Below are 21,813 nucleotides of genomic sequence, written 5' to 3' on the forward strand. Positions count from 1 at the left end.
TAGCGTGCCCTACTTGCGCTTCGCCACCGGAGACCGCCTGCGGCTGGACGGGGAGGAGATGCCCGGGGTGGTGGTGGCCGTGGAGGTGGAGGGGGAGAACTCCGTGGAGAGCCTTCCCCGGGAGGGCCGCACCGGGGACGTGCACGTCCTCAGGGGCTACCGGGACTTCCGGGTGCGCATCACCCTTCGCCTGGCGGGGAAGGACCCCCTGGCGGAGGCCAGGCGGCTTCACGCCAAGTTCGCCAAGAGCAAGACCGAGCCCCTCAGGGTGGTCCACCCCCACCTGGCCGCCCGGGGAATAGAGAAGGCCCTCTTCGCCCGGCTCACCACCCGGGAAGAGGGCGGGGAGGACGGGCTCACGGCCGTGCTGGAGCTCACCCAGGTGGAGCCCCGGGAGGCCCTGGCCGAGGCTAACGCCCGGGAGGCCCAGGCCCTGGCCGCGGCCCCCGGCCCCCAGGCGGGCCCCCCGCCGGGGAGCGCCCAGCAGAGGCGGAACGAGGGGAAGGGGGGGCAGGCCCCGCCCAAGCCCCCGGCGATGCTACAGGGCTTCCTGGACGGGCGGCAGAGCGCCCATAGCCTCGTGGGAGGGTACAGATGAACCTCGTCCACGTCCCCAAACCCGAGACCCAGAAGGGCACCCCTGCGGGCCTCGTCTTCCACGAGAGCCTGCACGTGCCCTGGCGCACCCTGCACCTCCAGGGGCACGTCTACCTCGAGGGCACGGCCCGCCCCTCCGACGAGGCCACTAAACCCTTCCAGCCTGGGGAGGCGGTGCGGCTCACCCTCGAGGGCCCCCTCTTCCAGGGCGCCCTTCAGGGCCTCCTCTCGGCCACGGAGGGGGTGGCCTGGGGCCTCCCCGAGTGGCGGCGGGAGGTGGACCCCCAGGGCTTCCAGGACGCGAAGGCCGAGGAGGTGGCCGGGTGGATCAAAGGCCAGGTGGGGGGGAAGGCCCTCTGGGGCTTCCAGACCGAGCCCAAGCGCCACTACGCCCTCCCCCGCGTGCGGGCCTGGGAGGGGGTCCTCATGGTCCTCAAGGCCTGGGGCGTGGAGGCGGTGATGCACGAGCTGGACGGGGGGGTCCTCTACGCCGGGCCCGAGGGGAAGAGCCCCCACTACGGGGTGGTCCACCGGGTGGGGGAGGAGGTGGCCTGGGTGCGGCCGTTGTCCCCGGGCCGCTACGGGCTTCGCATGGCCCCTCTCCCCGCCCTTAGGGTCCTCCACCTGTTGCGGGTGGACCACCCTGCCTACCGGGGGGCCCTCCGGGTGGAGGAGCACCGCCTGGTCCTCACCCCCAAGGAGGCCTACCACGAGGTGATCGGCCGTGAGGAGTGATGCCCTGAAGACCGCCCTCCGCAGGCTCGTGGAGGCCCTCTGGCCCGAGCTCGCCCACCGCACCCACCTGCCCCACAAGGCTCGGGTGCTCCGGGTGCACTCCCAGGCGGGGGTGGCGGGTCCCCCTGGGGAGGTGCGCTACAGCGTGGACGTGGAGCCCCTGACCCCCGAGGGCAAGCCCGACCCCACCCGTCCCCCGGAGATCCGGGACGTGCCCCTGGACGTGCCCTGGATGGGGCGGGAGGGCCGGGGGGTGTACGCCCTGCCCGAGCCCGGCACTCTGGTGCGCATCGCCTACTACGACGGCAACCCCGCCTACCCCTATGTGGACGGGGTCCTCTCCGAGGGGAAGGCCGTGGTCCAGGTGGAGCCCGGGGAGTACCTGGTGCAGAAGGACACCGACACCTGGGTGCGCCTCAAGCCCGACGGGGAGATTGAAGTCCAGGCCGCCCCCGGGGTGGTCCTCCGCCTGAAGCCGGACGGGACCGTGGAGCTCTTGGGCACCGCGGTGGTGCGGGTGGACGCCCCCCGGGTGGAGCTCGCCGGGGGCGGCCCCCCCGTGGCCCGGGTGGGGGACCCGGTGCAGGTGGGGAGCGCCGTGGGCCAGATCATCGGGGGCAGCGCCAAGGTCTACTCGGGGTGAGCCATGTACCGGGACTGGAAGTGGCAGGACGGGGACATCCTCCTCTCCCCCAGGGGGGACGCGGCCCTGGCGGAGGGGATGGAGGTCCTCAGGCAGGACCTCCTCGCCCGCCTGGTCTCCCCCCGGGGGAGCCACTGGGCCTTCCCCCTCGAGGGCTCGGACCTCCTGGACTACGTGGGGGCCCCCCTGGACGACCTCACCCGCACCGAGGTCCTGCAGGAGGCCGAGAGGACCCTTCTGGAAGACCCCCGGGTCCTGGAGGCTTGGGGAGAGTGGACGGAGGGGGGCCTCCGCCTCACCGCCCGCCTCACGGAGGAGGCCCTGAGCCTCCTCCTGCCCTGGCCCCTGGAGGTGACGCGTGGCTGACCTGATCCCGCCCCTACCCGACCTGGAGGAGGAGGTGGCGCGGCTCGTGGCCCTGCTGCCCGAGGGCTTCCCCGTGCGGGACCCGGACGCTTATAGTGTGTTCGGCACCTACCTGCGCCTCGCCGCCCAGGCCTCCCTGGAGGCCCGCGCCTTCGCCCGGGCCCTGGCTCCCCAGCTCCTGGTCACCCGGGCCACGGGGGCCTGGCTGGACGAGCACGCGAAGGGGATGGGCCTGGAGCGGAAGCCCGCCCGTCCCGCCCGCCTCCGCCTCCGCTGCGTGGCCTCGGCCTCCGGTACCTTCCCCCCTGGGGCCCTGGTAGGCCTGGGGGAGCTCCGCTACCGGGTGCAGGGCCCCTACGCCCCCGAGGCCCTGGTGGAAGGGGTGAGCGAGGGGGTGGGAAGCCGCTACACCCTGCCCGTGGGGGCGGTCCTCTACCCCGTGACCGTGGTGCCCGGCCTGGAGCGCCTGGAGGTGGTGGAGGTCCTGGAGGCGGGGCAGGACGAGGAGACGGACGAGGAGCTCCGGGCTCGCCTCCTCCTCTCCTGGCCCGCTCTGAGCCGGGGGAGCACCTACCACGCTTACATGAGCTGGGCCCTGGAGGTGCCCGAGGTGCGGAAGGTGAAGGTTCTGGACCAGCACCCCCGGGGCCAGGGCACCGTGGACGTGGTCATCGCCCCGGCCCGAGGCCTCCCCTCCCCCGAGCTCATCGCCCGGGTCCAGGCCCTGGTGGACGAGCGCCGCCCTGTGACCGCGGACGCCCTGGTCCGGGGCCCCACCCCTAGGACCCTCAACCTCTCCCTCCGCCTGCACCGCCTGCCGGGGAGCCCACCCCTGGAGGCCTGGCGCTCCTGTGCCCTGGACTTCCTCCACGGCCTGGACATCGGGGAGCCCTTCTGGCCCTCCCGGCTCATGGACCGCTTGCACGACTATGGGGGCCTCGAGGCGGTGGAGGTCCTCACCCCGGCCGCCCCCGTGGTCCCGGCCCAGGACGAGCTCCTCGTCCCCGGGGAGGTGAGCGTAGTTGAGTGAGCTCGCCGAGGCCTTCTACCGCCATCTGCTGTCCCTCCTCCCCCCGGGGCGCTACCCTCGGGAGGGCGGGGCCGCGGACGGGACGGTGCGGATGCTGGGGGCCCTGGAGGCCTCCGCCGTGGAGGAGACCCTGGCCCTCTTCCGCCAGGCCCTGCCCCAGTACGCCGAGGGGAAGTTCCTGGAGGAGGTGGGGCGGGGGAGGGGGCTGTCCCCGTTCCGGGAGGAGTTGGAAGCCGCCTTCCGGAATCGGGTGGTGTATGCCACGCACTTCTGGCTCCTCGGGGGCACCCTGCCCGGGATGCGTCTGTGGCTGGAGGCGGCGGGCTACGAGGCCCACATCCACGAGCACTTCCGAGACGACCCCTCCATCTGGGCCGAGTTCTCCCTTTACCTCTGGCCCTACCGCCCAGAGTTCACCACGGACCGTTGGGACGACGGGGTGGGAGCGTGGGACGACGACACCTCCTGGGACTACGCCCTAAACGGGGTGGAGCTGGAACGCATCCCCGCCCTGGTGCGGGAAGTGAAGCCCGCTCATGCCCGCGTGCGATCCATCTACTACATCCCGGGGCCCCGAGATGTTTGGGATGACGGAGCGGTGTGGGATGAAGACGGCGATGTCTGGGGTCCTGAGCCCATACAGATATACCCATAGGAGGTAAGGATGCCGAAAAGACTAACACCTGAAGACCGCTGGGAGACTGACTTTGAAGTGCCTGTCCCAGGTGAGGGGCGGCGCATCGGGCCGCTGGAGGTGCTCTTCCAGCGCCTTCTGAACCGCACTGAGCGCCTGAAAAACCGCGTTGCGGACATCCTGGGCCTGCCCTGGGACGCCACGCCGCCAGACACGCTGGCCGGGCTCGCGGGGCGTGTAGGCACCTTGGAAACCAATCAGGGTGGCACAGCCCTCTCTGCCCACCGCACCGCCCCAGTATTAGACCACCCAGACGGCAGTGTCACGGCGGCGAAGCTAGATGCGGTCCGCAACGCCCCTACCATCACGCCTTCCCCCGGAGACTGGCTCCTCGGGGGGCTGGCTAGCGGTACCGGGGTAGGCAAGTTGCCCATCGGCCAAGCCAACGGCGTGCCCCTCCTCAATGCCAGCGGTGCCCTCGCGAGCGCCGACGCGTACCTGAGCAGGGGGTCTGTGACCAGCGCCGTAGACTGGAACACCCTCACCGATGCGGGTACATATGAGATAGCGAGCGGGGCCTTCGGCACCGGCAGCGCCAACACGCCGCCCGCCGTGACCCAGCAGGGGCACCTGCTGGTTCTCAGAACATTGGAGGCCACCACCCAGGTGTACGTCCCTAAAAGCGCCGACCCTGGCATCTATTGGCGGCAGTACGCCGGGGGCACCTGGTCTTCCTGGGTCACGGCCGGTGTGATGTATGGGTCCAACTCTAACGGCTCCTACATTCGGTTTGCGGATGGAACGCAGATATGCTGGGCCTCTCACGACCCGACATCGTTTGGGAGCATGCAGACTGGATATGACACCAACCTCAGTACACGTCAAAACGTGGGACCACCCCTTTAGGATGGACCTGCGCCCACGTGGATGGGCAGGTACCCATAGGAGGTGGTCCCCATGGAACAGCTTACCCCACTCATCAACGCCTTGAAGCGATACTGGAAGGCCGACCTCAGGCGCCTCACCTTCCTGGCCGCCCTGGTGATGGCTCTGGTCACCGCCCGCACCACAAGCGGCCCCAGACTCGCTCTTTCCCTCGGCTCCATAGCCAGCCCTGACCCCCGCTCCGCCTACCGAAGGTTCCAGCGGTTCTTGGCCTGGCCGGGGCTGGACGGGGAGGGCTATGCCCGCTTCATCTTCGCCCTCCTCCGACCCCAAGGGCTCCTCCTGGTCATGGACCGGACCGAGTGGGAGCTGGGGAAGAGCAAGGTCAACCTCCTGATGCTGGCCTTCCTGTACCAAGGCCTGGCCGTCCCCCTGTTCTGGAGCTTCCTTCCCCACGACGGCAACTCCTCCACCCCCGAACGCATCGCCCTGATGGAGAGGGCCTTGGCTTTCCTGAGGGCCCACTTCCCCCACCTCCGGGTGGAGGGTTCCTGGCGGATCGGGAGTTCATAGGGGAGGCGTGGTTCCGGTACCTGGAGGAGAAGGGCATCCCCCGGTGCATCCGAATCAAGGCCAACACCCGGATGTGGCGGTTGGGCTCGGGCCCTCGGGCCTGGGAGCTCTTTGCCTCCCTGAAGGTGGGAGAGAGCCGGGTGCCCAGGCGGCGGTACTGGGTCTACGGGCGGCGCATGTGGGTGGTGGGGTTGCGCCTTGGGGTCCGGGAGTGGCTGATTGTGGCTACGGACCTGGACCCTCACCGGGTGCTGGAGGTGTACGGGCTCAGGTGGGGGATAGAGCGGCTCTTTGGGGCCCTGAAGGGGCGGGGATTTGACCTGGAGGCCACGCACGTGACGCGGGGGGAGAGGCTTTCGCGGCTTTTGGTCCCCTTGAGCCTGGCCTTCGTGTGGGCGTTTCGGACGGGGCTTGTGCTGCACCGGGTGCGTCCGGTGAGGCCCAAGAAGCACGGGAGGCTGGGACAGAGCCTCTTCCGGGCGGGGCTGGACCTGCTCACCCTTTGGGCGCTTGCCCTCTGGGGTGCAGGGGGAGGAAGGCGCGGAAGTCCCTTGGGGTTATGCCCTATGGAGGTTTTGACGTGTACATAGGACACCAACTACAAGTACAAGAACAAAACATGGGTCTTCCCGGTCGCATTCATCACCGCTCCTGCAGTTACCACAGGTGGCGATGTGGTGTGGTCGAGGGTGGATGTCATAAACGCCTTTGAGGCTACCACAACCCAATGTACCTTGGAAGCCGGGCAATATAACACTACCGACGTGGATGTCAGTGCATTTTACACCCTCGCCATCGGGAGGTGGAAATGATTTGGGTTAGGTACATCCCACAGGTAGGGCTGCCCGGCCATACCCTGCGCTATAGCTGGACTGGGAGGGTCCTCACCGCCACCTTATACCGGGGTGAGGAGGTGGTGGGCCAAGAGACCTACGACCTCTCCGTCCTCCAGCCTGGTGATGAAGTGGACTGGGTGGAGCCTGAGACGCTCCAGTTCTCCCCTCTCATCTCTGCCCGGTGCGCCGAGGACAGGACGCTGGAGGTGGTCCTCCTCCGCTGGTATGAGGGGGTTGAACCCCCTGAGTTGGGCGAGGAGGTGCTGGATGGCTAAGCTCATAGTAAAAACCCGAAAGGACCGCCTCCGGGAGGCCTGGGCGGCTCTCCGGGCCGAGCGGGACCACCGCCTGGCCGAGACGGACTGGATCGTGGCCCGGGCCTATGAGCGGGGGGAGCCCGTGCCGGAGGCCTGGGCGGCCTACCGGCAGGCTCTCCGGGACCTCCCGGCGCAGCTCACGGACGAGCAGGTTCTGGCCGGGGATATCCTGTGGCCGGAGCCTCCAAAGCTATAACGTCCACACTCAATCAGGCTATGCATAAGCACTCACCTTACTAACCGGAGCATGACTGGACTTGGTCAAAACTGACCTAGAGCGTGAGCGCTTACTGACCTAAAGCATGACGCATGACATCTGGGGCCGGTGTCGCCACCGGCCTCAAGCGGCCCATCCCAGGGGTTCTGGCGGGCCGGGCAAGCCCTTCCCCTCTACTGGGCCTTGCACCGGGTGGGGTTTGCCGTGCCCCAGCCTGTTGCCAGGCCAGGCGGTGGGCTCTTACCCCACCGTTTCACCCTTACCCGCACCGGGGCCAAAGCCCCGGCCGCTGGCGGTCTATTTTCTGTGGCACTTTCCGTCGGGTTACCCCGCCCAGCCGTTAGCTGGCACCCTGCCCTATGGTGCCCGGACTTTCCTCACCCAAGGGGGGTTGGCCCCTCGAGCGCGACCGCACCCCTATCCCGGGGCATTCTTTAGCTTAGCAGCTTTTTCTGCTAGGGTGGAGGGGTGGGCTCGCGTTTCGCTTGGTACGTACCCTGGGTGCTCCTCCTTCTTAGCCTGGTGGGCCTTGGGGTCTTGGCCACCCTGTGGTTTTTAGGGGCGCTAGCCCTTCTGGGAGGGGCCGCTTTGTTGGCCGTGCGAAGGGTTCGGCGGCTTTGGGGTCCCCGCTGGCGCAGGCTGCCCCCACCCCGCTAGCCCTTGCGCCAAGGCCGGGTGCGCCCTACACTAAGAAGCGGTTTTCGCACGGCCAAGACCGTGCGGGAGGAGGCGAGCGTGAAAGAAGGCATCCATCCCAAGCTGGTTCCCGCCCGCATCATCTGCGGTTGCGGCAACGTCATCCACACCTACTCCACCAAGCCCGAGATCCACGTGGAAGTCTGCAGCAAGTGCCACCCCTTCTACACGGGCCAGCAGCGCTTCGTGGACACCGAGGGGCGGGTGGAGCGCTTCCAGCGCCGCTTCGGCGACTCGTACCGCAAGGGGCGCTAAGGTCAAGGACCGGGCCGGGGGCTTAGGCCCCCGGTTCTCTTTAGAATGCCTCCTGGAGGAAGCCATGCCCCCGGTACTCCACCGACAAGGCTGGATTGAGGTCATCGCCGGGCCCATGTTCTCCGGCAAGAGCGAGGAGCTCATCCGGCGGGTGCGGCGGGCCCTCATCGCCCGGCAAAGGGTTTTGGTGTTCAAGCCCCGGTTGGACGACCGCTACCACGCGAGCCACGTGGTGAGCCACGATGGGGAGAGGGTGGAGGCCATCTCCGTGGAGCGGGCGGCGGAGATGGAAGCCCATCTTGCGCCCCTGCCCCAGGTGGTGGCGGTGGACGAGGTGCAGTTCCTGGACCGCGGCTTCTTGGACCTGGCGGAGAGGTTGGCCCAAGCGGGGGTGAGGGTCATCGCCGCGGGGCTGGACCTGGACTTCCGGGGGGAGCCCTTCGGCATCATGCCCGAGCTCTTGGCCCGGGCGGAGTTCGTGGAGAAGCTCACCGCCATCTGCCCCCGCTGCGGGGCTCCCGCCACCAGAACCCAGCGCCTGGTGGACGGGAAGCCCGCCCGCTACACGGACCCCGTGATCCTGGTGGGGGCCATGGAGCGCTACGAGCCCCGTTGCCGCGCCTGCCACCAGGTGGTCTACTGAGCCAGGGGCAAGGGGGCGCCCTTCTTTTTCCGGAAGCGCACCTCCAGCACCCCTTGGCGGAGGCTCGCCTGGGCGGTGCCCTCTTCAATGGGCCCGGGAAGGTCCAAGGTGCGGCGGAAGGTGCCCATGGGCCTTTCCTCCAGGAGGTAGGTGCCGGGAAGGGGGTGGCGCACCCCGGCGAGGGTGATGCGGCTTCCTTCCTCCAAAAGTTCCAGGTCCTCGGGGCGGACCCCGGGTAGGTCCACCAGGAGCACGTAGTGCGCTTCATCCTCCAGGAGGTCCACCCGGGGGACCCAGGCGGCGGGCTCCTCCCCTGTGAGCTGGTAGGCCAGCTCGGCGATGCGCTCCTGCAGTTCCTTTAGCTTGCGCAGGGTTTCCAGGCGGTCCAGGCGCTCCAGCATGCCCTTAGCATAAGGGATGTGGAAGCGGTGCCGGTGCTGGCGGGCCCCACGGGAAGCGGGAAGACCCTCCTCGCCCTGCGTTTGGGGGAGGAGCTACCGGTGGAGGTGGTGTCCGCCGACGCCACCATGGTCTACCGGGGTTTGGACATCGGCACGGACAAGCCGAGCCCAAGGGAGCGGCAAAGGGTACCCCACCACGTGGTGGACGTGTTGGAGCCTTCCGAGGCCATGAGCGTGGCCCGCTTCCTGGAGTTGGCGGAGGAGGCCATAGGGGGCGTTCTTGCCCGGGGCCGCCTGCCCCTGGTGGTGGGGGGGACCGGCTATTACATCCGGGCCCTTTCCGAGGGGCTTTACGACCTCCCCCCGCCGGACCCTGAGCTTCAGGCCCAGCTTTGGCAGGAGCTGGAGGCCAAGGGGTTTGCGGCGCTGGCGGCGGAGCTTGCCCAGGCCAGCCCATCCGATGCCCTGCGGGTGGGGAAAAACCCCAGGCGGCTCGTGCGGGCCCTCGAGGTCCTGCGCCGCACCGGCGCGCCCCCCGTCCGTTTCCCCAAACGCCCGCCCCGCTTCCGCTACAAGAAGCTCGTGCTCTGGCCCGAGCGGGCCTGGCTTTGGCCGAGGCTGGAGGAGCGGGCCCGCTCCCAGTTCGCCCGGGGGCTTGTGGAAGAGGTGCGGTCCCTCCTCGCCCGCCACCCCACCATGCCCACCGCCCTTCAGGCCATTGGCTACAAGGAGGTGGTGGGCTACCTGAAGGGGGAGTACACCTTGGAGGAGGCGCTAATGCGGGACATCCAGGCGGTGAAGGCCTACGCCAAGCGGCAGTACACCTGGTTCCGCCACGAGCCGGGGGACGTCACCTACCTGCCCCGGGGCGGGGAGGAGGCTTACCCCGGCTTTCGCGACTGGCTTCGCCTCCACTTCGGGCTATAGTGGGGGCATGTTGGCCCACGAGATCCGCGCCCGGGTTGCCCGAGGGGAGCTTGCCCCCAAAGAGGTGGTCCAGGCGTACTGGGAACGGGCCCAGCGGCTTGACCCGGGGCTTGGCGCTTTCCTCACCCTGAACGAAGGGCTTCGGGAAGAGGCGGAAAGGCTAGACCCCAAGCTTCCCTTGGCGGGGGTCTTGGTGGCGGTGAAGGACAACATCGCCACCCAGGGCCTGCGCACCACGGCGGGAAGCCGCCTTCTGGAGAACTTCGTTCCCCCCTACGACGCCACGGCGGTGGCCCGGCTTAAGGCGCTAGGGGCTTTGGTGGTGGGCAAGACCAACATGGACGAGTTCGGCATGGGCTCCTCCACGGAGCACTCCGCCTTCTTCCCCAGCAAAAACCCCTTTGACCCTGGCCGGGTCCCTGGGGGCTCCAGCGGGGGAAGCGCCGCCGCGGTGGCGGCGGACCTGGCCCCCGTGGCCCTGGGCTCGGACACGGGGGGAAGCGTGCGCCAGCCCTCGGCCTTTTGCGGGGTCTATGGCCTCAAGCCCACCTACGGCCGGGTGAGCCGCTACGGCCTCATCGCCTACGCCTCCAGCCTGGACCAGATCGGCCCCATGGCCCGCTCCGTGCGGGACCTGGCCCTCCTCATGGACGCCATGGCGGGGCCCGATCCCCGGGACGCCACCAGCCTGGACCTCCCTCCCCGCTTCCAGGCGGCCTTGGCGGAAGCCCTTCCCCCTTGCGCCTGGGGGTGGTGCGGGAGGGTATGGCCGGCAACAGCCCGGGGGTGGAGCGGGCCTTGGCGGAGACCCTAGGGGTATTCCGAGAGCTGGGGTTTCGCATCCAAGAGGTTTCTTGGCCCTCCTTGCCCCTGGCGCTAAACGCCTACTACATCCTGGCCCCGGCGGAGGCCAGCTCCAACCTGGCCCGCTACGACGGGACCCTCTATGGCTACCGGGCGGAGGGGGAGGAGCTTTGGCCCGTGGTGGAGGCCACCCGGGCCCGGTTTGGCCTCGAGGTCAAGCGCCGCGTTCTGGTGGGCACCTTCGTCCTCACCAGCGGCTACTACGAGGCCTACTACGGCCGGGCCCAGGCTTTCCGCCAGCGGCTCAAGGCGGAGGCCAAGGCCCTTTTCCAGGAGGTGGACCTCCTCCTCCTCCCCACCACCCCCCATCCCGCCTTTCCCCTGGGGGGGCGGCCCGACCCCTTGGCCATGTACCGGGAGGACCTCTACACCGTGGGGGCGAGCCTGGCGGGCCTGCCCGCCCTTTCCTTCCCCGCAGGGTTTGAGGGGGGGCTTCCCGTGGGGCTTCAGCTCCTTGCCCCTTGGGGGGAGGATGAGCGCCTCCTTCGGGCGGCCTTGGCCTTTGAGGAGGCCACGGACCGGGCTTTCCTGAAGACCCCGATGGGGGAGGCCCTCTAGCCCCATGGAGGAAGTCTTCCTGCGCTACCGCTTGGCCACCCGCCTGGCCCGCACCCTGCGGGCTTGGGGCGAGCCCCTGCCCTTACCCCACCTGGGGGAGGCCTTGGGCCTCAAGGGGCCGGTGGAGCGGGTGGTGCGCCCCCTCTTGGACGGGCGCTTCGTGGTGGGGGAGGAGGTGGGCCTATGGGAGTGGCACTACCCCTTTCCCCACCCGGGGGAGGCGGTGGTGGTCCTGGACCTGGAAACCACGGGCCTGGCCCCCGGCTTGAACGAGATCATTGAGGTGGCCCTGGTGCGCCTGGAAGGGGAAAAGCGCATCCCCTTCCAAAGCTTGGTGCGGCCCACCCGGCCGCCAAGCCCGTTTATAGAGCGCCTCACGGGCATCCGGGGGGAGATGCTGGAGGACGCCCCTCCCCTGGAGGCGGTCTTGGAACGGGCCTATCCCCTTCTTTCCGGGGCCACCTTGGTCATTCAGAACGCCCCTTTTGACCTCTCCTTCCTGCGCCCGGCCCTGGAGGGCATGGGCTACCGGTTGGAAAACCCCGTGGTGGACTCCGTGCGCCTGGCCCGAAGGGCCTTCCGGGGTCTAAAGCGCTACGGCCTGGACGCCCTTTCGGAGGTGTTGGAGCTTCCCAGGCGGGAAGCGCACCGGGCCTTGGCCGACGTGGAACGCACCCTTGCCGTGGTCCATGAGGTGTATTATATGCTCACTTCAGGGAGCCCCCGTCCGCTCGTGGACCTTGGGAGGTGATATGACCGCACGGTATGTCCTCACCAGCACATGTATTCAAACCGGGACCATGACCCTCACCGTTTCCCTCCGCCAGCGGCTTCTGGGCCGGGAGCGGGTGCGCTTTGTGGACGAGGACGGGGAAGTGTACGAGGTGGAGGTGGACTGGAAGTCGGGGGTGGTCAGGGGCCTTGGCCCCTATTACGCCAAAAGGCGCCTGGCGGTGAACGAGGCCATCCTCCTTCACTTCCGGGGGGAGGAGGTGGAGCTCAAGGCGGCGCCTCGAGGGCAGGCGCGGCCCCCCGAACCCCGCCCCGAGCGCCGGGAAAACCAGGAGGAGGCCAAGCCGGAAAAGCGCCGGGTGCGCGTCACCCCTTACCCCAAGGAGGTGCTTTTCCCCCACGAGCCTAAGGCGCTGGAGGCCCCGGGCGTCACCGAGGACCTGCGGCGCCTCGGCTTCGTGCTGGAGGGGGGGCTTCCTTGGGTCTACAAGGCGCCCTTGGGCCGGAGGCAGGTGGTCCTTGCCCTTTTGCGCTTGGGGGAGGGGGAGCCCGGTCTTCTTAAGCCCTACCGCCAGGAGGGGAGTTATGCCGTTTACCTGGCCCCGGAATCCCAAAGGGAGGCGGTGCCCCCAGGCTTCGGCTACCTTTCCCCGGAGGCGGTGAGCCGTTTGGTGCGCTTGAAGGGACGTTTTCCCCTCTCCGCTTTGGATTTGGAGGATCTCTTGAAGGCGGGCCGGGTGGACCTCGAGGCGGTGGAGGCCCTGGAGGACCGACTGGTGGCGGAGCTGGCGGAGCGGGGGGCCTTTGCCGCCTTGCTCCTTCTCCTGGCCAAGAAGCCCTTGGGGGAGGTGTTTTTGCTTTCCGAGTTGGAGGCCGAGGCCCTGGAGGAGGGGCTCATCCCCGAGGTGGTGCGCAAGGGGGTGGAGCTTCTGGCCCAACCCCCCTTCCTGGTGCTCAAGCGCCTTTCCCCAGGGGAGTTCCTCCTGCGGCAGGAGGTTGAGGAGGCCCTAAGCGACCTAGAAGCCTTCGCCCAGGGGCTCAAGGGGAGGCTTAACCGCGTCCGTGAGGGCGCTTGACCAAGGCGGCTTCCCCTAGGGCCAGGTCAAAGCTCTGCCTGGCCCGCTCCTTCAAGGCCGCCACCTTTTCCCAGTCCGGGCCGCGGCCGTAGAGGGCCGCCTTGAAAAGCGTGGTGGGGTCCCCGGGGAGGTCTTGGTAGTAGGCCCCCGTTTCCTTGGCGAAGGCGGCCACCTTGGGGTCGTAGGCCACCCCGGCGAAGGGGGTTCCCGCCGCCGCCGCCAGGATGAGGCCGTGCAGGCGCATGGAGATCACGTACCCCGCCTGGGCCGCCAGGTAAAGGAGGCGGCGGGGGTCCGCGGTCTTTTCAATCCGGTGCAGGTAGAAGACGTTCGCCACCTCGTCGTCGTAGCCGGGCTGGAGGAGGAGGACGATCACCTGCTTGCCCTCGTGCACCAGGTTGTTGGCGGTGATGTAGAGGTTCTTTAGCGCCTCGGGCTCCACCCCGGCGCGGGGGATAACCAAGACCAAATCCTCTTCCCGCTTCACCGGGGGTGGGGTGAGGAGGAGGGCGGGGTCGGCCCCGAGAAGAGGGTCCAGGCCGAGCCCCTTGGCGTAGGCGTAGGAGTCCTGGTCGCGGACGATGAGGGGGACGCCCCTAAGGGCCCGGCGCACCCGTTCTTCCCCCCAAGGGGAAAGGGGCCCTAGGGACTGGTTGAAGACCACCACCTTCTTGCGAAACGCCCGGGCCAGGCGCAGCACCGAGAGGTAGTAGAGGAGGCTGAGGGCGCTGGTGGCGTCCTGCAAGAGCCCCCCGCCCCCCAAAAACCAAAGGTCCGCCTGGAGGAGGGCCAGGGGGTTTAGGCGGTGGTAGGCGCGGATGCCGTGCTCCTCCCGGGTGCGCCTCGGGTCCCCGGAGAGGGCCACCACCGAGTGCCCCCGCGCCCGGAGCTCCCGGATGGTAGCCTCGAGGATGGCCTCGTCCCCCGTGTTCCGAAAGCCATAGTAGCCCGCTACCCCAACCACCATGCCCTTAGCCTCCTTACCAGGATAACCCCAAGGAGCCCCAAAAAGAGGCCCAAGATGGCCCCGTTCACCACCCGGAAGAAGGAGATGGGAAGGGGCGTGTGGAAATGGCTGAAGGTGTTGAGGATGGAGGCCACGCCCAAGGCGGCCAGGAAGAGGAGGCCGTTTCGCACCCAGCGGGGCCAGGGGAGGAAGAGGGCCAAGGGGAAAAGGGCGTGGCCGAAGACCTCCTTGAACCGGGGCCGGACCATGATGTCCTGAAGGAGGCTACGGAGTTTTAGCTCCAGCTCCGGGACCACAGGAGCATCGTTCCCCCGGCGGAGGAGGGCGAGGGCGAGGAGGAGAAGGGCCAACCCCGCTAGGGCTACCTCTCCTAGGCGCAAGGGGTGCTGGAAAAGCCGGGTGAGGGCTTGCTTGAAGTCTTTTTCTAGGAAGCTATAGGCCACGAGGAGGGGGGGTACCAGGAGGGTGAGGGAAACCCCCTTGAAGGGGGTGAGGCCCAGCACCGTGGCCGGGGTGGAGCCCAAGGCGGAGAGGAAGACCGCTCCCGCCAGGGCGTAGCCCAGGGTGCGGAGCCACATCCAAAGCCCGTTTCTCGGGCCTAAAAACCCCAGGACCGGGAAGACCAAGGCGGCCAGGAGGGCCCCGGCCTGGCTCCCGGCGTAGCCCAAGGCCAAAAGGAGGAGGGCAAAGGCTACCAGGGGTCCGTACACGGGTAGGCCCAAGGCCAAAAGCCCAAGCCCCGCCAAGACCCCCACCCAAGCGGCGTGGCGCAAGGGGCTTAGGGCGAAGTCCCGGGGGCGGGGTGTTCCTAAGGCGATGCCGCTTGCCTTGAGCCCCTCTTGGATGCGGCCCAAGAAGACCTGGGTGTCCTCGGGGTAGGGGTAAGGCCTCAGGTAAAGGAGCTGGTGCCCCCGCTCCCGGGCGGCCAGGACGTACTTGTCCGCCGCCTCTTTGGGGCTTAAGGTGAGCTGCCACTCGTAGCGGAGGCTAAAGAGCCTAAGGATCCCCTTTTCCCGGAAGGCCTGGAGGCCTGGCTGCGGCGTGCCTTCAATGAGGGCCACCGGGGCGTGCACCAAGGCCTTGGCCTCCTCCAGGCGGTAGGGGTGGCCCAGGGCCTCGAGGCCCGCGAAGACCACGGCGTCCGCCTCCTTGGGCACCACGGGAAGGGCGGGGTCAAGCCGGCGCAGGCGGTGGTTGATGGGCCGCGCCACCACGTAAAACCCCGCCTCCTTGGCCTCTTGCATCTCCTCCAGGGGGTAGAAGGCGGGAAAGGCCTGCACGTCCAGGGGAAAGCCGAGCCAGTCCCCCAGGCGGTGGGTGGGAAGCGCGTAGGCCTTTTCCAAAAGGGCCAGGAGCCAGGCTTCCCCCTTCACGTAGTACCAGCCTCTTCGGGCGGGAAGCCCCGCTTCCCGGAGCTCGCTCCCCGGGCGGTAGCGCAAAACCCCTAGGTCCACCCAGTCCTTGAGGAAGTGCTCGGGAAAGGCTACCCCCATGACCCCTTGGGCCCGGTAGTCTTGGAGCACTTCTAAAAGGCTTTTTCCCCGCACCCGGGCTTCTTCCCGCACCGACTCGGCGTCCACCACCAGGACCACGGGGCCCGGCCGTTCCGCCTTAAGCCGAGGCGAGAGGGCGAGGAGGGAAGGGACGAGGGCGAGGAGAAGGGCGAGGTTGAGGAAGGCCCTCACGCCGCCTCCATCTGCGCCAGGCGGGAAAGGGCCTTGGCCTTGAGCATCTCCAGGGCCACCGGGTTCTGGCCGCCCCCGGTCAGGATCACGTCCGCATGGCGCTTGCTGGGCTCCACGAAGGCTAGGTGCATGGGCTTCACCTTGCTCAGGTACTGCTCCACCACGCTTTCCAAGCTCCGCCCCCTTTCCCGCACGTCCCGCTCCAGGCGGCGGATGAAGCGCTCATCGGCGTCGGCATCCACGAAGACCTTAAGGTCCATGAGGGCCCGCAGCTCGGGAAAGTGCAGGACCAGAATGCCTTCCAAGATCACCACCGGGGCGGGGGAAACCCACTCCGTCTTGGCCCCACGAGTGTAGGCCTTGAAGTCGTAGGTGGGCATCTCCACCCCGCTTCCCGCCAGGAGGGCCTGGGCGTGGGCCAGGTAAAGGGGGAGGTCAAAGGCCTCGGGGTGGTCGTAGTTGACGGCCAGGCGCTCGGGGAAGGAGAAGTGGGAGAGGTCCTTGTAGTAGTGGTCCATGGGTAAGAGGGCCACCCGCTCACCCAGCGCTTCCACCAGGGCCCGGGCCAGGGTGGTCTTGCCGCTTGCGGTGCCTCCGGCGATCCCTATAACAAAGGGCTTGGGCGAACCTACCACCCCTCCATCATAAAGGCGGGGAGGCATCCCTCCCCGCCCCAAACCTTGCCCCTAGCGGGCCACCGCCGCCTTCTCCTGGGCGTGGCCGATGGTCTGGTCGGTTTCCACGTCAAAGGCGTGGAGGCGGGAGGTGTCCGCCAGAAGCTCTACCTTGTCCCCGGGCTTCACCGGGGCGTGGCCGTCCACCTTGGCCACCAGCACGGTGCCGTCCACGCTCACGTGGATTTCCGTTTCCGCCCCCAAGGGCTCCGCCACCTCCACCTCGCCCCGGATGACGTTCTCCTCCTCCGGGATCACCGTGTAGCCCTTAAGCCCCAGGTGTTCGGGGCGGATGCCCATCCAGACCTCCTTCCCGGTGTAGGGGCGAAGGGCCTGGGCCAGGACAGGGTTCACCCGGATGCGGAAGCCTGGGGCGAAGAGGTAGACCTTGTCCCCCTGGGCTTCCACCCGGGCGCGGATGAAGTTCATGGAGGGACTACCGATGAACCCGGCCACGAAGCGGTTGGCGGGGAAATCGTAGAGGTTAAGGGGGGTATCCACCTGTTGGATCTCCCCGTCCTTCATCACCACGATGCGGTGGCCCAGGGTCATGGCCTCCACCTGGTCGTGGGTCACGTAAATGGTGGTGACCCCAAGCCGCCTTTGCAGTTTGGCGATCTCGGCCCGCATCTCCACCCTTAGCTTGGCGTCCAGGTTGGAAAGGGGCTCGTCCATGAGGAAGACCTTGGGCTCCCGCACGATGGCCCTGCCCATGGCCACCCGCTGGCGCTGCCCGCCGGAGAGCTCCCGGGGTTTGCGGTTGAGGAGGTGTTCAATCTTCAGGATGCGGGCCGCCTCTTTCACCCTGCGGTCAATCTCGTCCTTGGGGTAGCGGCGCAGGCGCAGCCCGAAGGCCATGTTCTCGTAGACGTTCATGTGGGGGTAAAGGGCGTAGTTCTGGAAGACCATGGCGATGTCCCGGTCCTTGGGGGGGACGTCGTTGACCAGGCGGTCCCCGATGAAGATCTTCCCCTCAGAGACCTCCTCGAGGCCGGCAATCATGCGCAACGTGGTGGTCTTGCCGCAGCCCGAGGGCCCCACGAAGACCACGAACTCCCCGTCCTCGGTTTCCAGGTTGAAGTCCTTGACGGCCACCACCTTGCCGAAGCGCTTCCACACGTGCTCCAGCCTGACCTTAGCCATGCAAACCTCCTTGGCCCCACGCTTTGAGCCACCTTTGGGCCCATCGGGGGTCGGACCCATTTTAACGGGGTTTTCCCAGGTGGATGTTGTAGTCTGGGAGGACCAGGTACCAAACCGGTACCAAACCTTGGTCCTTTGGGGAGGGATTTATGTTGCAGGGGTTCAAGAGCTTTCTCATGCGGGGCAACGTGGTGGATTTGGCGGTGGCGGTGGTTATTGGCGGCGCCTTTGGCCAGGTGGTGAACTCCCTGGTGGCGGACGTCCTCACCCCCTTGATTGGGGCCCTGGGGGGCGCGCCCGACTTCTCGGCGGTGAGGCTTGGGCCCGTCGCCTTGGGCAAGTTTATCAACGCCCTCTTGAACTTCGTGGTGGTGGCGGCGGCCATTTACTTCCTGGTGGTGGTGCCCGTGCAGGAGGTGCAAAGGCGCATGAAGAGAGAAGAGGCGCCGGCGGCCCCGCCCGAGCCCCCGGAGGAGGTCAGGCTCCTTCGGGAGATTCTGGAGGAGTTGCGGAAGAAGGCTTAAGCCGGTTCCACAGGAAGAGGGCGAGGTAGGCCAGGCCAAGCCCGGGGGCCGGGGCTAGGGTCACCGAGAGGGCGAAGGCGTGGAAGAGGAGGTTTTCTAAGGCGTGGCGGGGGCTCCTTAGAAAGACCGCTTTCAAGGCCGGGCCTTGTCGGAGGGCGAGAAGCCCCAAATAGGGAAGGTAGGGCCAAGGCCCCGTGGCGAGGCCCAAGGCGGAGAGGCCCAAAGAGGCGAAGGCCAAGGCCCGTAGGGGCGGTAGCGGATCGGGCCGCAAAGCGCGCAGTTCTTGCCATAAGGGTTCCTCCTCCCCCGGCCAGGGGGTCTTGAGGAGAAGGAGGCGCCGCCCCTCGTGCCCCCCCAGGTAGGCCTTTGGGTCGGGGGCCACCCCCAGGGGCAGGAGGTGGGCGGGGTTTTCCTGGAGGGCTTGGAAGAGGTGGGGGTCTAGGGGAAGGCCATCCACCAAAAACCAGGAGTGGAGCTTTCCCGAAAGCAAAAAGCCCAAGGCCCTTTCCACCTTGTGCCCCCGGTGGGCTAAAATTCCAGGCCAGGCCTCCGGGGGTTCCTTGAGGAGGGCCTTGCCCCACGGGGGGCTTTCCCGTAAGGGGTGGGCCTTTAGGCGGAAGCGGGCCTCGAGGGCTTCCCCTTCCTCGAGGGCGAAGCGGGCTAGGAGGTTTCCCCGGGCTTCGTACAGCTCCTGGGGTTTGCGGGAAAGGAAGAGGTCTTCCACCGCCTGCCCAGGCAGGTCTTGGGGTAGAGGTAACAGGTATTCGCCCGAGGCGGGGGCGCGGAAGCGGAGGGCCAGGTCCACGGGTCTACGATACACTTTTCCCATGGAGTGGCTCCTGACCCCAGGTCCTGTACGGCTTCACCCCAAGGCCCTGGAGGCCCTTTCCCGGCCCCAGCTTCACCACCGCACCGAGCCCGCCCGGGCCCTTTTTCTGAAGGCGCGCACCCTTTTGCAAAATGCCTTCGGCACGGCAGGGGAGGTCCTCATCCTCACGGGGAGCGGCACCCTGGCCATGGAGGCCCTGGTGCAAAACCTCTTCGCCCCCGGGGAGCGGGTTTTGGTACCCGTTTACGGCAAGTTCTCCGAGCGCTTTTACGAGATCGCCCAGGCGGCGGGGCTTCAGGCGGAGCGCCTGGACCTTCCCTATGGGCGGGTGCCCCGGCCTGAGGACGTGGCCCGGAGGGGCTTTGAGGGGCTCCTTTTGGTCCACTCGGAGACCTCCACCGGCGCCCTGGTGGACCTTCCCGCCCTGGCCCGGGCCTTCAAGGCGGAAAACCCCGAGGGCCTGGTGGGGGCGGACATGGTGACGAGCCTCCTCGTGCGGGAGGTGGCCCTGGAGGCCCACGGGGTGGACGCCGCCGCCTCGGGAAGCCAAAAGGGCCTCATGTGCCCCCCGGGCCTCGGTTTTGTGGCCCTTTCCCCAAGGGCCTTGGAGCGCCTAAAGCCCCGGGGCTACTACCTGGACTTGGCGCGGGAACTGAGGGCGCAACGGGAAGGGGAGAGCGCCTGGACCCCCGCCATCAACCTGGTGGGGGCGGTGGGGGCGGTGTTGGAGGCCACTTTGCCAAACCTGGAGGCCCACCTCGCCCTCAAAGCCTGGCAGAACGAGCTCCTTTACCGGGTGGGGGAGGAGCTTGGGCTAGAGGCGGTCCCCGAGGTGCGAAGCCCCGCCGTGGCCGCCTTCTACCTGCCCGAGGGGGTGCCCTACGGGGCGGTGAAGGAAGCCTTTGCCAAGCGGGGAGCGGTGATCGCCGGGGGGCAGGGGCCCTTGAAGGGCAAGATCTTCCGCCTTTCCCTCATGGGCGCCTACGACCGCTACGAGGCCCTGGGGGTGGCGGCCTTGTTCAGGGAGGCCCTTAACGATATTCTTCCAGCTTCCTGAGCATCTCCTCCCGGGTGTAGACCGCCCGTGCCCCCCCGATGAGCTTGGGCCGGGTCTTGGCGGCGAGGAGGACCGCTTCCCCCAGCTTGCGCACGGAAAGGCGCAGGGGCACGGCCACGGGCCTCAGGTGCATGCCGATGAGGACCCCGCCGATGTCCATTCCCCCGTGGGCTTGGGCCTTTAGGGACTCCACCACCACCGGGTCCTGGTAGCGGAGGAAGGCCACCGTGGCCAGGGCGCCCCCGGCCTTGGGGTGGGGGAAGACCGTGACCTCCTCGAGGCCATACGCCCGGGCCGTCTCCCTTTCCACCACCAGGGCCCGGTTCAGGTGCTCGCACCCCTGGACGGCCACGTGCACCCCCCGCTCCAGGAGAGGGGGCAAAAGCCCCTCCAAGATGGCCTCAGCCACGTCCAGGCTCGGCCTTGTGCCCACCTTTTCCCCCAGGACCTCGCTGGTGGAGCCCCCCAGGACGAAGAGGCTTCCCCGGGGCATGGGGAAAAGCTCCAAGAACTCCCGGATAGCGGCCTCTGCCTGCCGCTTTAGGCCCTCCATGCCCTAAGCCTATCTCACGAAGGCCAGGTCCAAGAGGATGAAGAGGAACATTCCCAGGCTCACCCCCACGTTGGCCTGGAAAAAGGCAACCTCCACCTTGGAGAGGTCCTCCGGGGAAACCAGGCGGTGTTCCCAAAGGAGAAGCCCGCCCACGAGGAAAAGCCCAAGGAAGTAAAGGGGCCCCGCCCCGTAGCTCAGGCCGGCCAGGAAGAAGGCGAGCCAGGCCAGGAGGTGGGTAAGGCGGGCGATGGCGAGGGCCTTGGGGATGCCGAAGCGGGCCGGGATGCTCTTTACGCCAAAGGCCCGGTCAAAGGCGTAGTCCTGGGTGGCGTAGAGGATGTCAAAGCCGGCGATCCAAAGCCCCACCCCCGCCCAAAGCCAGTAGGCGGTGGGGGCGAAGCTTCCCGTGACGGCGATCCACCCCCCGGCGGCGGCCGCCCCGATGGTGAGGCCCAGAACGTAGTGGCAGAGCCAGGTGAAGCGCTTGGTGTAGCTATAAAAGGTGAGGAAAAAGACCGCCACCGGGAGGAGCCTGGCGGTGAGGGGGTTTAGCGAAAGCCCGGCGTGGACCAGAAGCGAAAGGCCCAAAAGGGCCAAAAAGAGGGTTTCCCAAGGCTTCACCAGCCCCCTGGGCAGGTGGCGGTTTTGCGTGCGGGGGTTCAGGGCGTCTATGCGCCAGTCAATGAGCCGGTTTAGGGCCATGGCCATGGTCCTCGCGCCCACCATGGCTAGGGTGACGAGGGAAAAAGTGCCCCATCCGGGCCAGCCGCCCGCCGCCAGGAACATCCCGGCGTAGGCGAAGGGAAGGGCAAAAAGGGTGTGCTCAAAGCGCACCAGTTCCAGGTAGAGCTTGAGGCGGCTCACCCTTTGCGGACCTCCAGGATGCGGTTTTTCTCGTCCACCAGGACCACGGTGGGCTTGAGCGCCTTGGCCTCCTCCTCGTCAAAGACGCCATAGGCCACCAGAATCACCAAATCCCCCGGCTTGATCAGGTGGGCTGCCGCCCCATTAATCTGCACCACCCCCGAGCCCCGGGGGCCGGGAAGGGCGTAGGTGGTGAGCCGGGCCCCGTTGGTGATGTCGTAAATGTCCACCTGCTCGTAGGGCAGGATGCCGGCGGCGTCCAGGAGGTCTTGGTCCACGGTCACCGAGCCCACGTAGTGAAGGTCGGCTTGGGTCACGGTGGCCCGGTGGATCTTGGCGTGGAACATCACCCTCTTCACGGGGTCTAAGTTTAGGGGAGAACCCGGCGCCGGACAATGCCCGGAGGAGGCCTCAAGGGGCCACCTTCCTTCTCTCGCCGCTTGGGGGGAAGACTGTATCAATCCCCTTACGGGGAAGCATCTCGTGCAACTTCAAGTACGAAATTACCCGTGGTCGCCCTCCAGTTAAGTGG

General features: G+C 67.8%; 27 protein-coding genes, 1 other RNA gene and 1 pseudogene. 19 read left to right on the forward strand and 10 right to left on the reverse strand.

Translation table 11 applies throughout. From position 1 onward, the window contains the following. The first annotated feature begins 4 nt into the window (after positions 1-4). From QT17_RS04585 to QT17_RS13870, 11 genes are all read left to right on the forward strand, one after another. Positions 5-598, forward strand: a complete 594-nt coding sequence (locus QT17_RS04585; RefSeq protein WP_039456935.1) for a hypothetical protein — start codon at positions 5-7, stop codon at positions 596-598. Continuing rightward, positions 595-1,332: a hypothetical protein gene (locus QT17_RS04590; protein WP_039456938.1), complete on the forward strand. Its 738-nt coding sequence runs from the start codon at positions 595-597 to the stop codon at positions 1,330-1,332. The genes QT17_RS04585 and QT17_RS04590 overlap by 4 nt, the downstream gene beginning before the upstream one ends. Then, positions 1,322-1,975 (forward strand): hypothetical protein, encoded by a 654-nt coding sequence (locus QT17_RS04595; RefSeq protein WP_039456941.1) that lies wholly within the window; start codon positions 1,322-1,324, stop codon positions 1,973-1,975. Before QT17_RS04590 ends, QT17_RS04595 begins: the two co-directional genes overlap by 11 nt. Before the next feature lie 3 nt (positions 1,976-1,978). Further along, a complete protein-coding gene (locus tag QT17_RS13045) occupies positions 1,979-2,341 on the forward strand; it encodes a hypothetical protein (RefSeq protein WP_052155162.1) in 363 nt (120 codons plus the stop codon). Further along, positions 2,334-3,371, forward strand: a complete 1,038-nt coding sequence (locus QT17_RS04605) for a baseplate J/gp47 family protein (protein ID WP_039456944.1) — start codon at positions 2,334-2,336, stop codon at positions 3,369-3,371. Before QT17_RS13045 ends, QT17_RS04605 begins: the two co-directional genes overlap by 8 nt. Next, entirely contained in the window at positions 3,364-4,026 is a 663-nt protein-coding gene (locus QT17_RS04610; protein WP_039456947.1) for a hypothetical protein, read from the forward strand. The genes QT17_RS04605 and QT17_RS04610 overlap by 8 nt, the downstream gene beginning before the upstream one ends. Before the next feature lie 9 nt (positions 4,027-4,035). Further along, positions 4,036-4,911: a pyocin knob domain-containing protein gene (locus QT17_RS04615; RefSeq protein WP_039456951.1), complete on the forward strand. Its 876-nt coding sequence runs from the start codon at positions 4,036-4,038 to the stop codon at positions 4,909-4,911. 51 nt (positions 4,912-4,962) lie between these two features. Further along, positions 4,963-5,463 (forward strand): hypothetical protein, encoded by a 501-nt coding sequence (locus tag QT17_RS14290; RefSeq protein ID WP_235283740.1) that lies wholly within the window; start codon positions 4,963-4,965, stop codon positions 5,461-5,463. Positions 5,464-5,498: 35 nt separating this feature from the next. Next, positions 5,499-6,053 carry a transposase gene (locus QT17_RS14295; protein ID WP_369792364.1) on the forward strand — a complete coding sequence of 185 codons (555 nt, stop codon included), beginning with the start codon at positions 5,499-5,501 and terminating at the stop codon, positions 6,051-6,053. A 218-nt stretch (positions 6,054-6,271) separates the two neighbouring features. Beyond that, positions 6,272-6,574 (forward strand): hypothetical protein, encoded by a 303-nt coding sequence (locus QT17_RS13865; protein ID WP_039456953.1) that lies wholly within the window; start codon positions 6,272-6,274, stop codon positions 6,572-6,574. Continuing rightward, positions 6,567-6,812, forward strand: coding sequence for a phage tail assembly chaperone (locus QT17_RS13870; protein ID WP_052155163.1), 246 nt, complete (start codon positions 6,567-6,569; stop codon positions 6,810-6,812). Before QT17_RS13865 ends, QT17_RS13870 begins: the two co-directional genes overlap by 8 nt. 68 nt (positions 6,813-6,880) lie before the next feature. On the opposite strand, the gene rnpB is transcribed toward QT17_RS13870, so the two are convergent. Continuing rightward, positions 6,881-7,258, reverse strand: an RNA gene (gene rnpB, locus QT17_RS13055) — RNase P RNA component class A. Positions 7,259-7,568: 310 nt separating this feature from the next. On the opposite strand from rnpB, the gene rpmE reads away from it, so the two are divergent. Together rpmE and QT17_RS04645 are read left to right on the forward strand one after the other, a co-directional pair. Continuing rightward, positions 7,569-7,784 carry a 50S ribosomal protein L31 gene (gene rpmE / locus QT17_RS04640; RefSeq protein ID WP_026234242.1) on the forward strand — a complete coding sequence of 72 codons (216 nt, stop codon included), beginning with the start codon at positions 7,569-7,571 and terminating at the stop codon, positions 7,782-7,784. A 64-nt stretch (positions 7,785-7,848) separates the two neighbouring features. Next, on the forward strand, positions 7,849-8,427 hold the full coding sequence (locus QT17_RS04645) for a thymidine kinase (RefSeq protein WP_039456959.1): 579 nt from the start codon (positions 7,849-7,851) through the stop codon (positions 8,425-8,427). Here QT17_RS04645 and QT17_RS04650 read toward each other — a convergent pair. Then, positions 8,421-8,828, reverse strand: coding sequence for an Hsp20/alpha crystallin family protein (locus QT17_RS04650; protein ID WP_039456962.1), 408 nt, complete (start codon positions 8,826-8,828; stop codon positions 8,421-8,423). The genes QT17_RS04645 and QT17_RS04650 overlap by 7 nt on opposite strands. An 18-nt stretch (positions 8,829-8,846) precedes the next feature. Between QT17_RS04650 and miaA the strand changes: the two genes are divergently transcribed. From miaA to QT17_RS04670, 4 genes and pseudogenes are all read left to right on the forward strand, one after another. Continuing rightward, entirely contained in the window at positions 8,847-9,755 is a 909-nt protein-coding gene (gene miaA / locus QT17_RS04655; RefSeq protein WP_039456965.1) for a tRNA (adenosine(37)-N6)-dimethylallyltransferase MiaA, read from the forward strand. A 7-nt stretch (positions 9,756-9,762) separates the two neighbouring features. Further along, positions 9,763-11,177: pseudogene (gene gatA / locus QT17_RS04660) on the forward strand (Asp-tRNA(Asn)/Glu-tRNA(Gln) amidotransferase subunit GatA). Between the two features lie 4 nt (positions 11,178-11,181). Then, positions 11,182-11,928, forward strand: a complete 747-nt coding sequence (locus QT17_RS04665; RefSeq protein WP_039456968.1) for a PolC-type DNA polymerase III — start codon at positions 11,182-11,184, stop codon at positions 11,926-11,928. Position 11,929: 1 nt separating this feature from the next. Next, on the forward strand, positions 11,930-12,985 hold the full coding sequence (locus QT17_RS04670) for a hypothetical protein (RefSeq protein WP_039456972.1): 1,056 nt from the start codon (positions 11,930-11,932) through the stop codon (positions 12,983-12,985). Here QT17_RS04670 and csaB read toward each other — a convergent pair. From csaB to QT17_RS04690, 4 genes are read right to left on the reverse strand one after another with little or no spacing between them, the layout of a single operon-like run. Then, on the reverse strand, positions 12,960-13,952 hold the full coding sequence (csaB, locus tag QT17_RS04675) for a polysaccharide pyruvyl transferase CsaB (protein ID WP_039456974.1): 993 nt from the start codon (positions 13,950-13,952) through the stop codon (positions 12,960-12,962). The two genes, QT17_RS04670 and csaB, sit on opposite strands and share 26 nt — an antisense overlap. Continuing rightward, positions 13,937-15,637, reverse strand: a complete 1,701-nt coding sequence (locus QT17_RS04680) for a DUF5693 family protein (RefSeq protein WP_039456977.1) — start codon at positions 15,635-15,637, stop codon at positions 13,937-13,939. Before QT17_RS04680 ends, csaB begins: the two co-directional genes overlap by 16 nt. Beyond that, positions 15,634-16,299 carry a uridine kinase gene (gene udk / locus QT17_RS04685; RefSeq protein WP_052155164.1) on the reverse strand — a complete coding sequence of 222 codons (666 nt, stop codon included), beginning with the start codon at positions 16,297-16,299 and terminating at the stop codon, positions 15,634-15,636. Before udk ends, QT17_RS04680 begins: the two co-directional genes overlap by 4 nt. Before the next feature lie 24 nt (positions 16,300-16,323). Beyond that, the gene (locus QT17_RS04690; protein ID WP_039456979.1) at positions 16,324-17,454 is read right to left on the reverse strand and encodes an ABC transporter ATP-binding protein; all 1,131 of its coding nucleotides are present in this window, start codon (positions 17,452-17,454) and stop codon (positions 16,324-16,326) included. Between the two features lie 149 nt (positions 17,455-17,603). On the opposite strand from QT17_RS04690, the gene mscL reads away from it, so the two are divergent. Beyond that, positions 17,604-17,978 (forward strand): large conductance mechanosensitive channel protein MscL, encoded by a 375-nt coding sequence (gene mscL, locus QT17_RS04695; protein WP_039456983.1) that lies wholly within the window; start codon positions 17,604-17,606, stop codon positions 17,976-17,978. Here mscL and QT17_RS04700 read toward each other — a convergent pair. Then, positions 17,932-18,783 (reverse strand): hypothetical protein, encoded by an 852-nt coding sequence (locus QT17_RS04700; protein WP_039456986.1) that lies wholly within the window; start codon positions 18,781-18,783, stop codon positions 17,932-17,934. The two genes, mscL and QT17_RS04700, sit on opposite strands and share 47 nt — an antisense overlap. A 22-nt stretch (positions 18,784-18,805) precedes the next feature. Here QT17_RS04700 and QT17_RS04705 point away from each other — a divergent pair, with 22 nt between their 5' ends. Beyond that, positions 18,806-19,864 carry an alanine--glyoxylate aminotransferase family protein gene (locus QT17_RS04705; protein ID WP_039456990.1) on the forward strand — a complete coding sequence of 353 codons (1,059 nt, stop codon included), beginning with the start codon at positions 18,806-18,808 and terminating at the stop codon, positions 19,862-19,864. On the opposite strand, the gene QT17_RS04710 is transcribed toward QT17_RS04705, so the two are convergent. From QT17_RS04710 to panD, 3 genes are read right to left on the reverse strand one after another with little or no spacing between them, the layout of a single operon-like run. Continuing rightward, on the reverse strand, positions 19,839-20,417 hold the full coding sequence (locus QT17_RS04710) for a TIGR01440 family protein (protein ID WP_039456993.1): 579 nt from the start codon (positions 20,415-20,417) through the stop codon (positions 19,839-19,841). The two genes, QT17_RS04705 and QT17_RS04710, sit on opposite strands and share 26 nt — an antisense overlap. A 9-nt stretch (positions 20,418-20,426) precedes the next feature. Further along, entirely contained in the window at positions 20,427-21,281 is an 855-nt protein-coding gene (gene mqnP / locus QT17_RS04715; protein WP_039456996.1) for a menaquinone biosynthesis prenyltransferase MqnP, read from the reverse strand. Then, positions 21,278-21,628: an aspartate 1-decarboxylase gene (gene panD / locus QT17_RS04720; protein ID WP_039456998.1), complete on the reverse strand. Its 351-nt coding sequence runs from the start codon at positions 21,626-21,628 to the stop codon at positions 21,278-21,280. Before panD ends, mqnP begins: the two co-directional genes overlap by 4 nt. Positions 21,629-21,813: the final 185 nt, after the last annotated feature.

The organism is Thermus sp. 2.9, from assembly GCF_000794385.1.
Taxonomy (GTDB): domain Bacteria; phylum Deinococcota; class Deinococci; order Deinococcales; family Thermaceae; genus Thermus; species Thermus thalpophilus.

What these genes read in the sequence shown, in the direction of transcription:
- QT17_RS04590 (WP_039456938.1), top strand. Translation starts at nt 595, where the DNA reads ATGAACCTCGTCCACGTCCCCAAACCCGAGACCCAGAAGGGCACCCCT.
- QT17_RS13045 (WP_052155162.1), top strand. Translation starts at nt 1,979, where the DNA reads ATGTACCGGGACTGGAAGTGGCAGGACGGGGACATCCTCCTCTCCCCC.
- QT17_RS04615 (WP_039456951.1), top strand. Translation starts at nt 4,036, where the DNA reads ATGCCGAAAAGACTAACACCTGAAGACCGCTGGGAGACTGACTTTGAA.
- QT17_RS14290 (WP_235283740.1), top strand. Translation starts at nt 4,963, where the DNA reads ATGGAACAGCTTACCCCACTCATCAACGCCTTGAAGCGATACTGGAAG.
- QT17_RS13865 (WP_039456953.1), top strand. Translation starts at nt 6,272, where the DNA reads ATGATTTGGGTTAGGTACATCCCACAGGTAGGGCTGCCCGGCCATACC.
- QT17_RS13870 (WP_052155163.1), top strand. Translation starts at nt 6,567, where the DNA reads ATGGCTAAGCTCATAGTAAAAACCCGAAAGGACCGCCTCCGGGAGGCC.
- QT17_RS04645 (WP_039456959.1), top strand. Translation starts at nt 7,849, where the DNA reads ATGCCCCCGGTACTCCACCGACAAGGCTGGATTGAGGTCATCGCCGGG.
- QT17_RS04650 (WP_039456962.1), bottom strand. Translation starts at nt 8,828, where the DNA reads ATGCTGGAGCGCCTGGACCGCCTGGAAACCCTGCGCAAGCTAAAGGAA.
- QT17_RS04665 (WP_039456968.1), top strand. Translation starts at nt 11,182, where the DNA reads ATGGAGGAAGTCTTCCTGCGCTACCGCTTGGCCACCCGCCTGGCCCGC.
- QT17_RS04670 (WP_039456972.1), top strand. Translation starts at nt 11,930, where the DNA reads ATGACCGCACGGTATGTCCTCACCAGCACATGTATTCAAACCGGGACC.
- csaB (WP_039456974.1), bottom strand. Translation starts at nt 13,952, where the DNA reads ATGGTGGTTGGGGTAGCGGGCTACTATGGCTTTCGGAACACGGGGGAC.
- udk (WP_052155164.1), bottom strand. Translation starts at nt 16,299, where the DNA reads ATGCCTCCCCGCCTTTATGATGGAGGGGTGGTAGGTTCGCCCAAGCCC.
- QT17_RS04690 (WP_039456979.1), bottom strand. Translation starts at nt 17,454, where the DNA reads ATGGCTAAGGTCAGGCTGGAGCACGTGTGGAAGCGCTTCGGCAAGGTG.
- mscL (WP_039456983.1), top strand. Translation starts at nt 17,604, where the DNA reads ATGTTGCAGGGGTTCAAGAGCTTTCTCATGCGGGGCAACGTGGTGGAT.
- QT17_RS04705 (WP_039456990.1), top strand. Translation starts at nt 18,806, where the DNA reads ATGGAGTGGCTCCTGACCCCAGGTCCTGTACGGCTTCACCCCAAGGCC.
- QT17_RS04710 (WP_039456993.1), bottom strand. Translation starts at nt 20,417, where the DNA reads ATGGAGGGCCTAAAGCGGCAGGCAGAGGCCGCTATCCGGGAGTTCTTG.
- panD (WP_039456998.1), bottom strand. Translation starts at nt 21,628, where the DNA reads ATGTTCCACGCCAAGATCCACCGGGCCACCGTGACCCAAGCCGACCTT.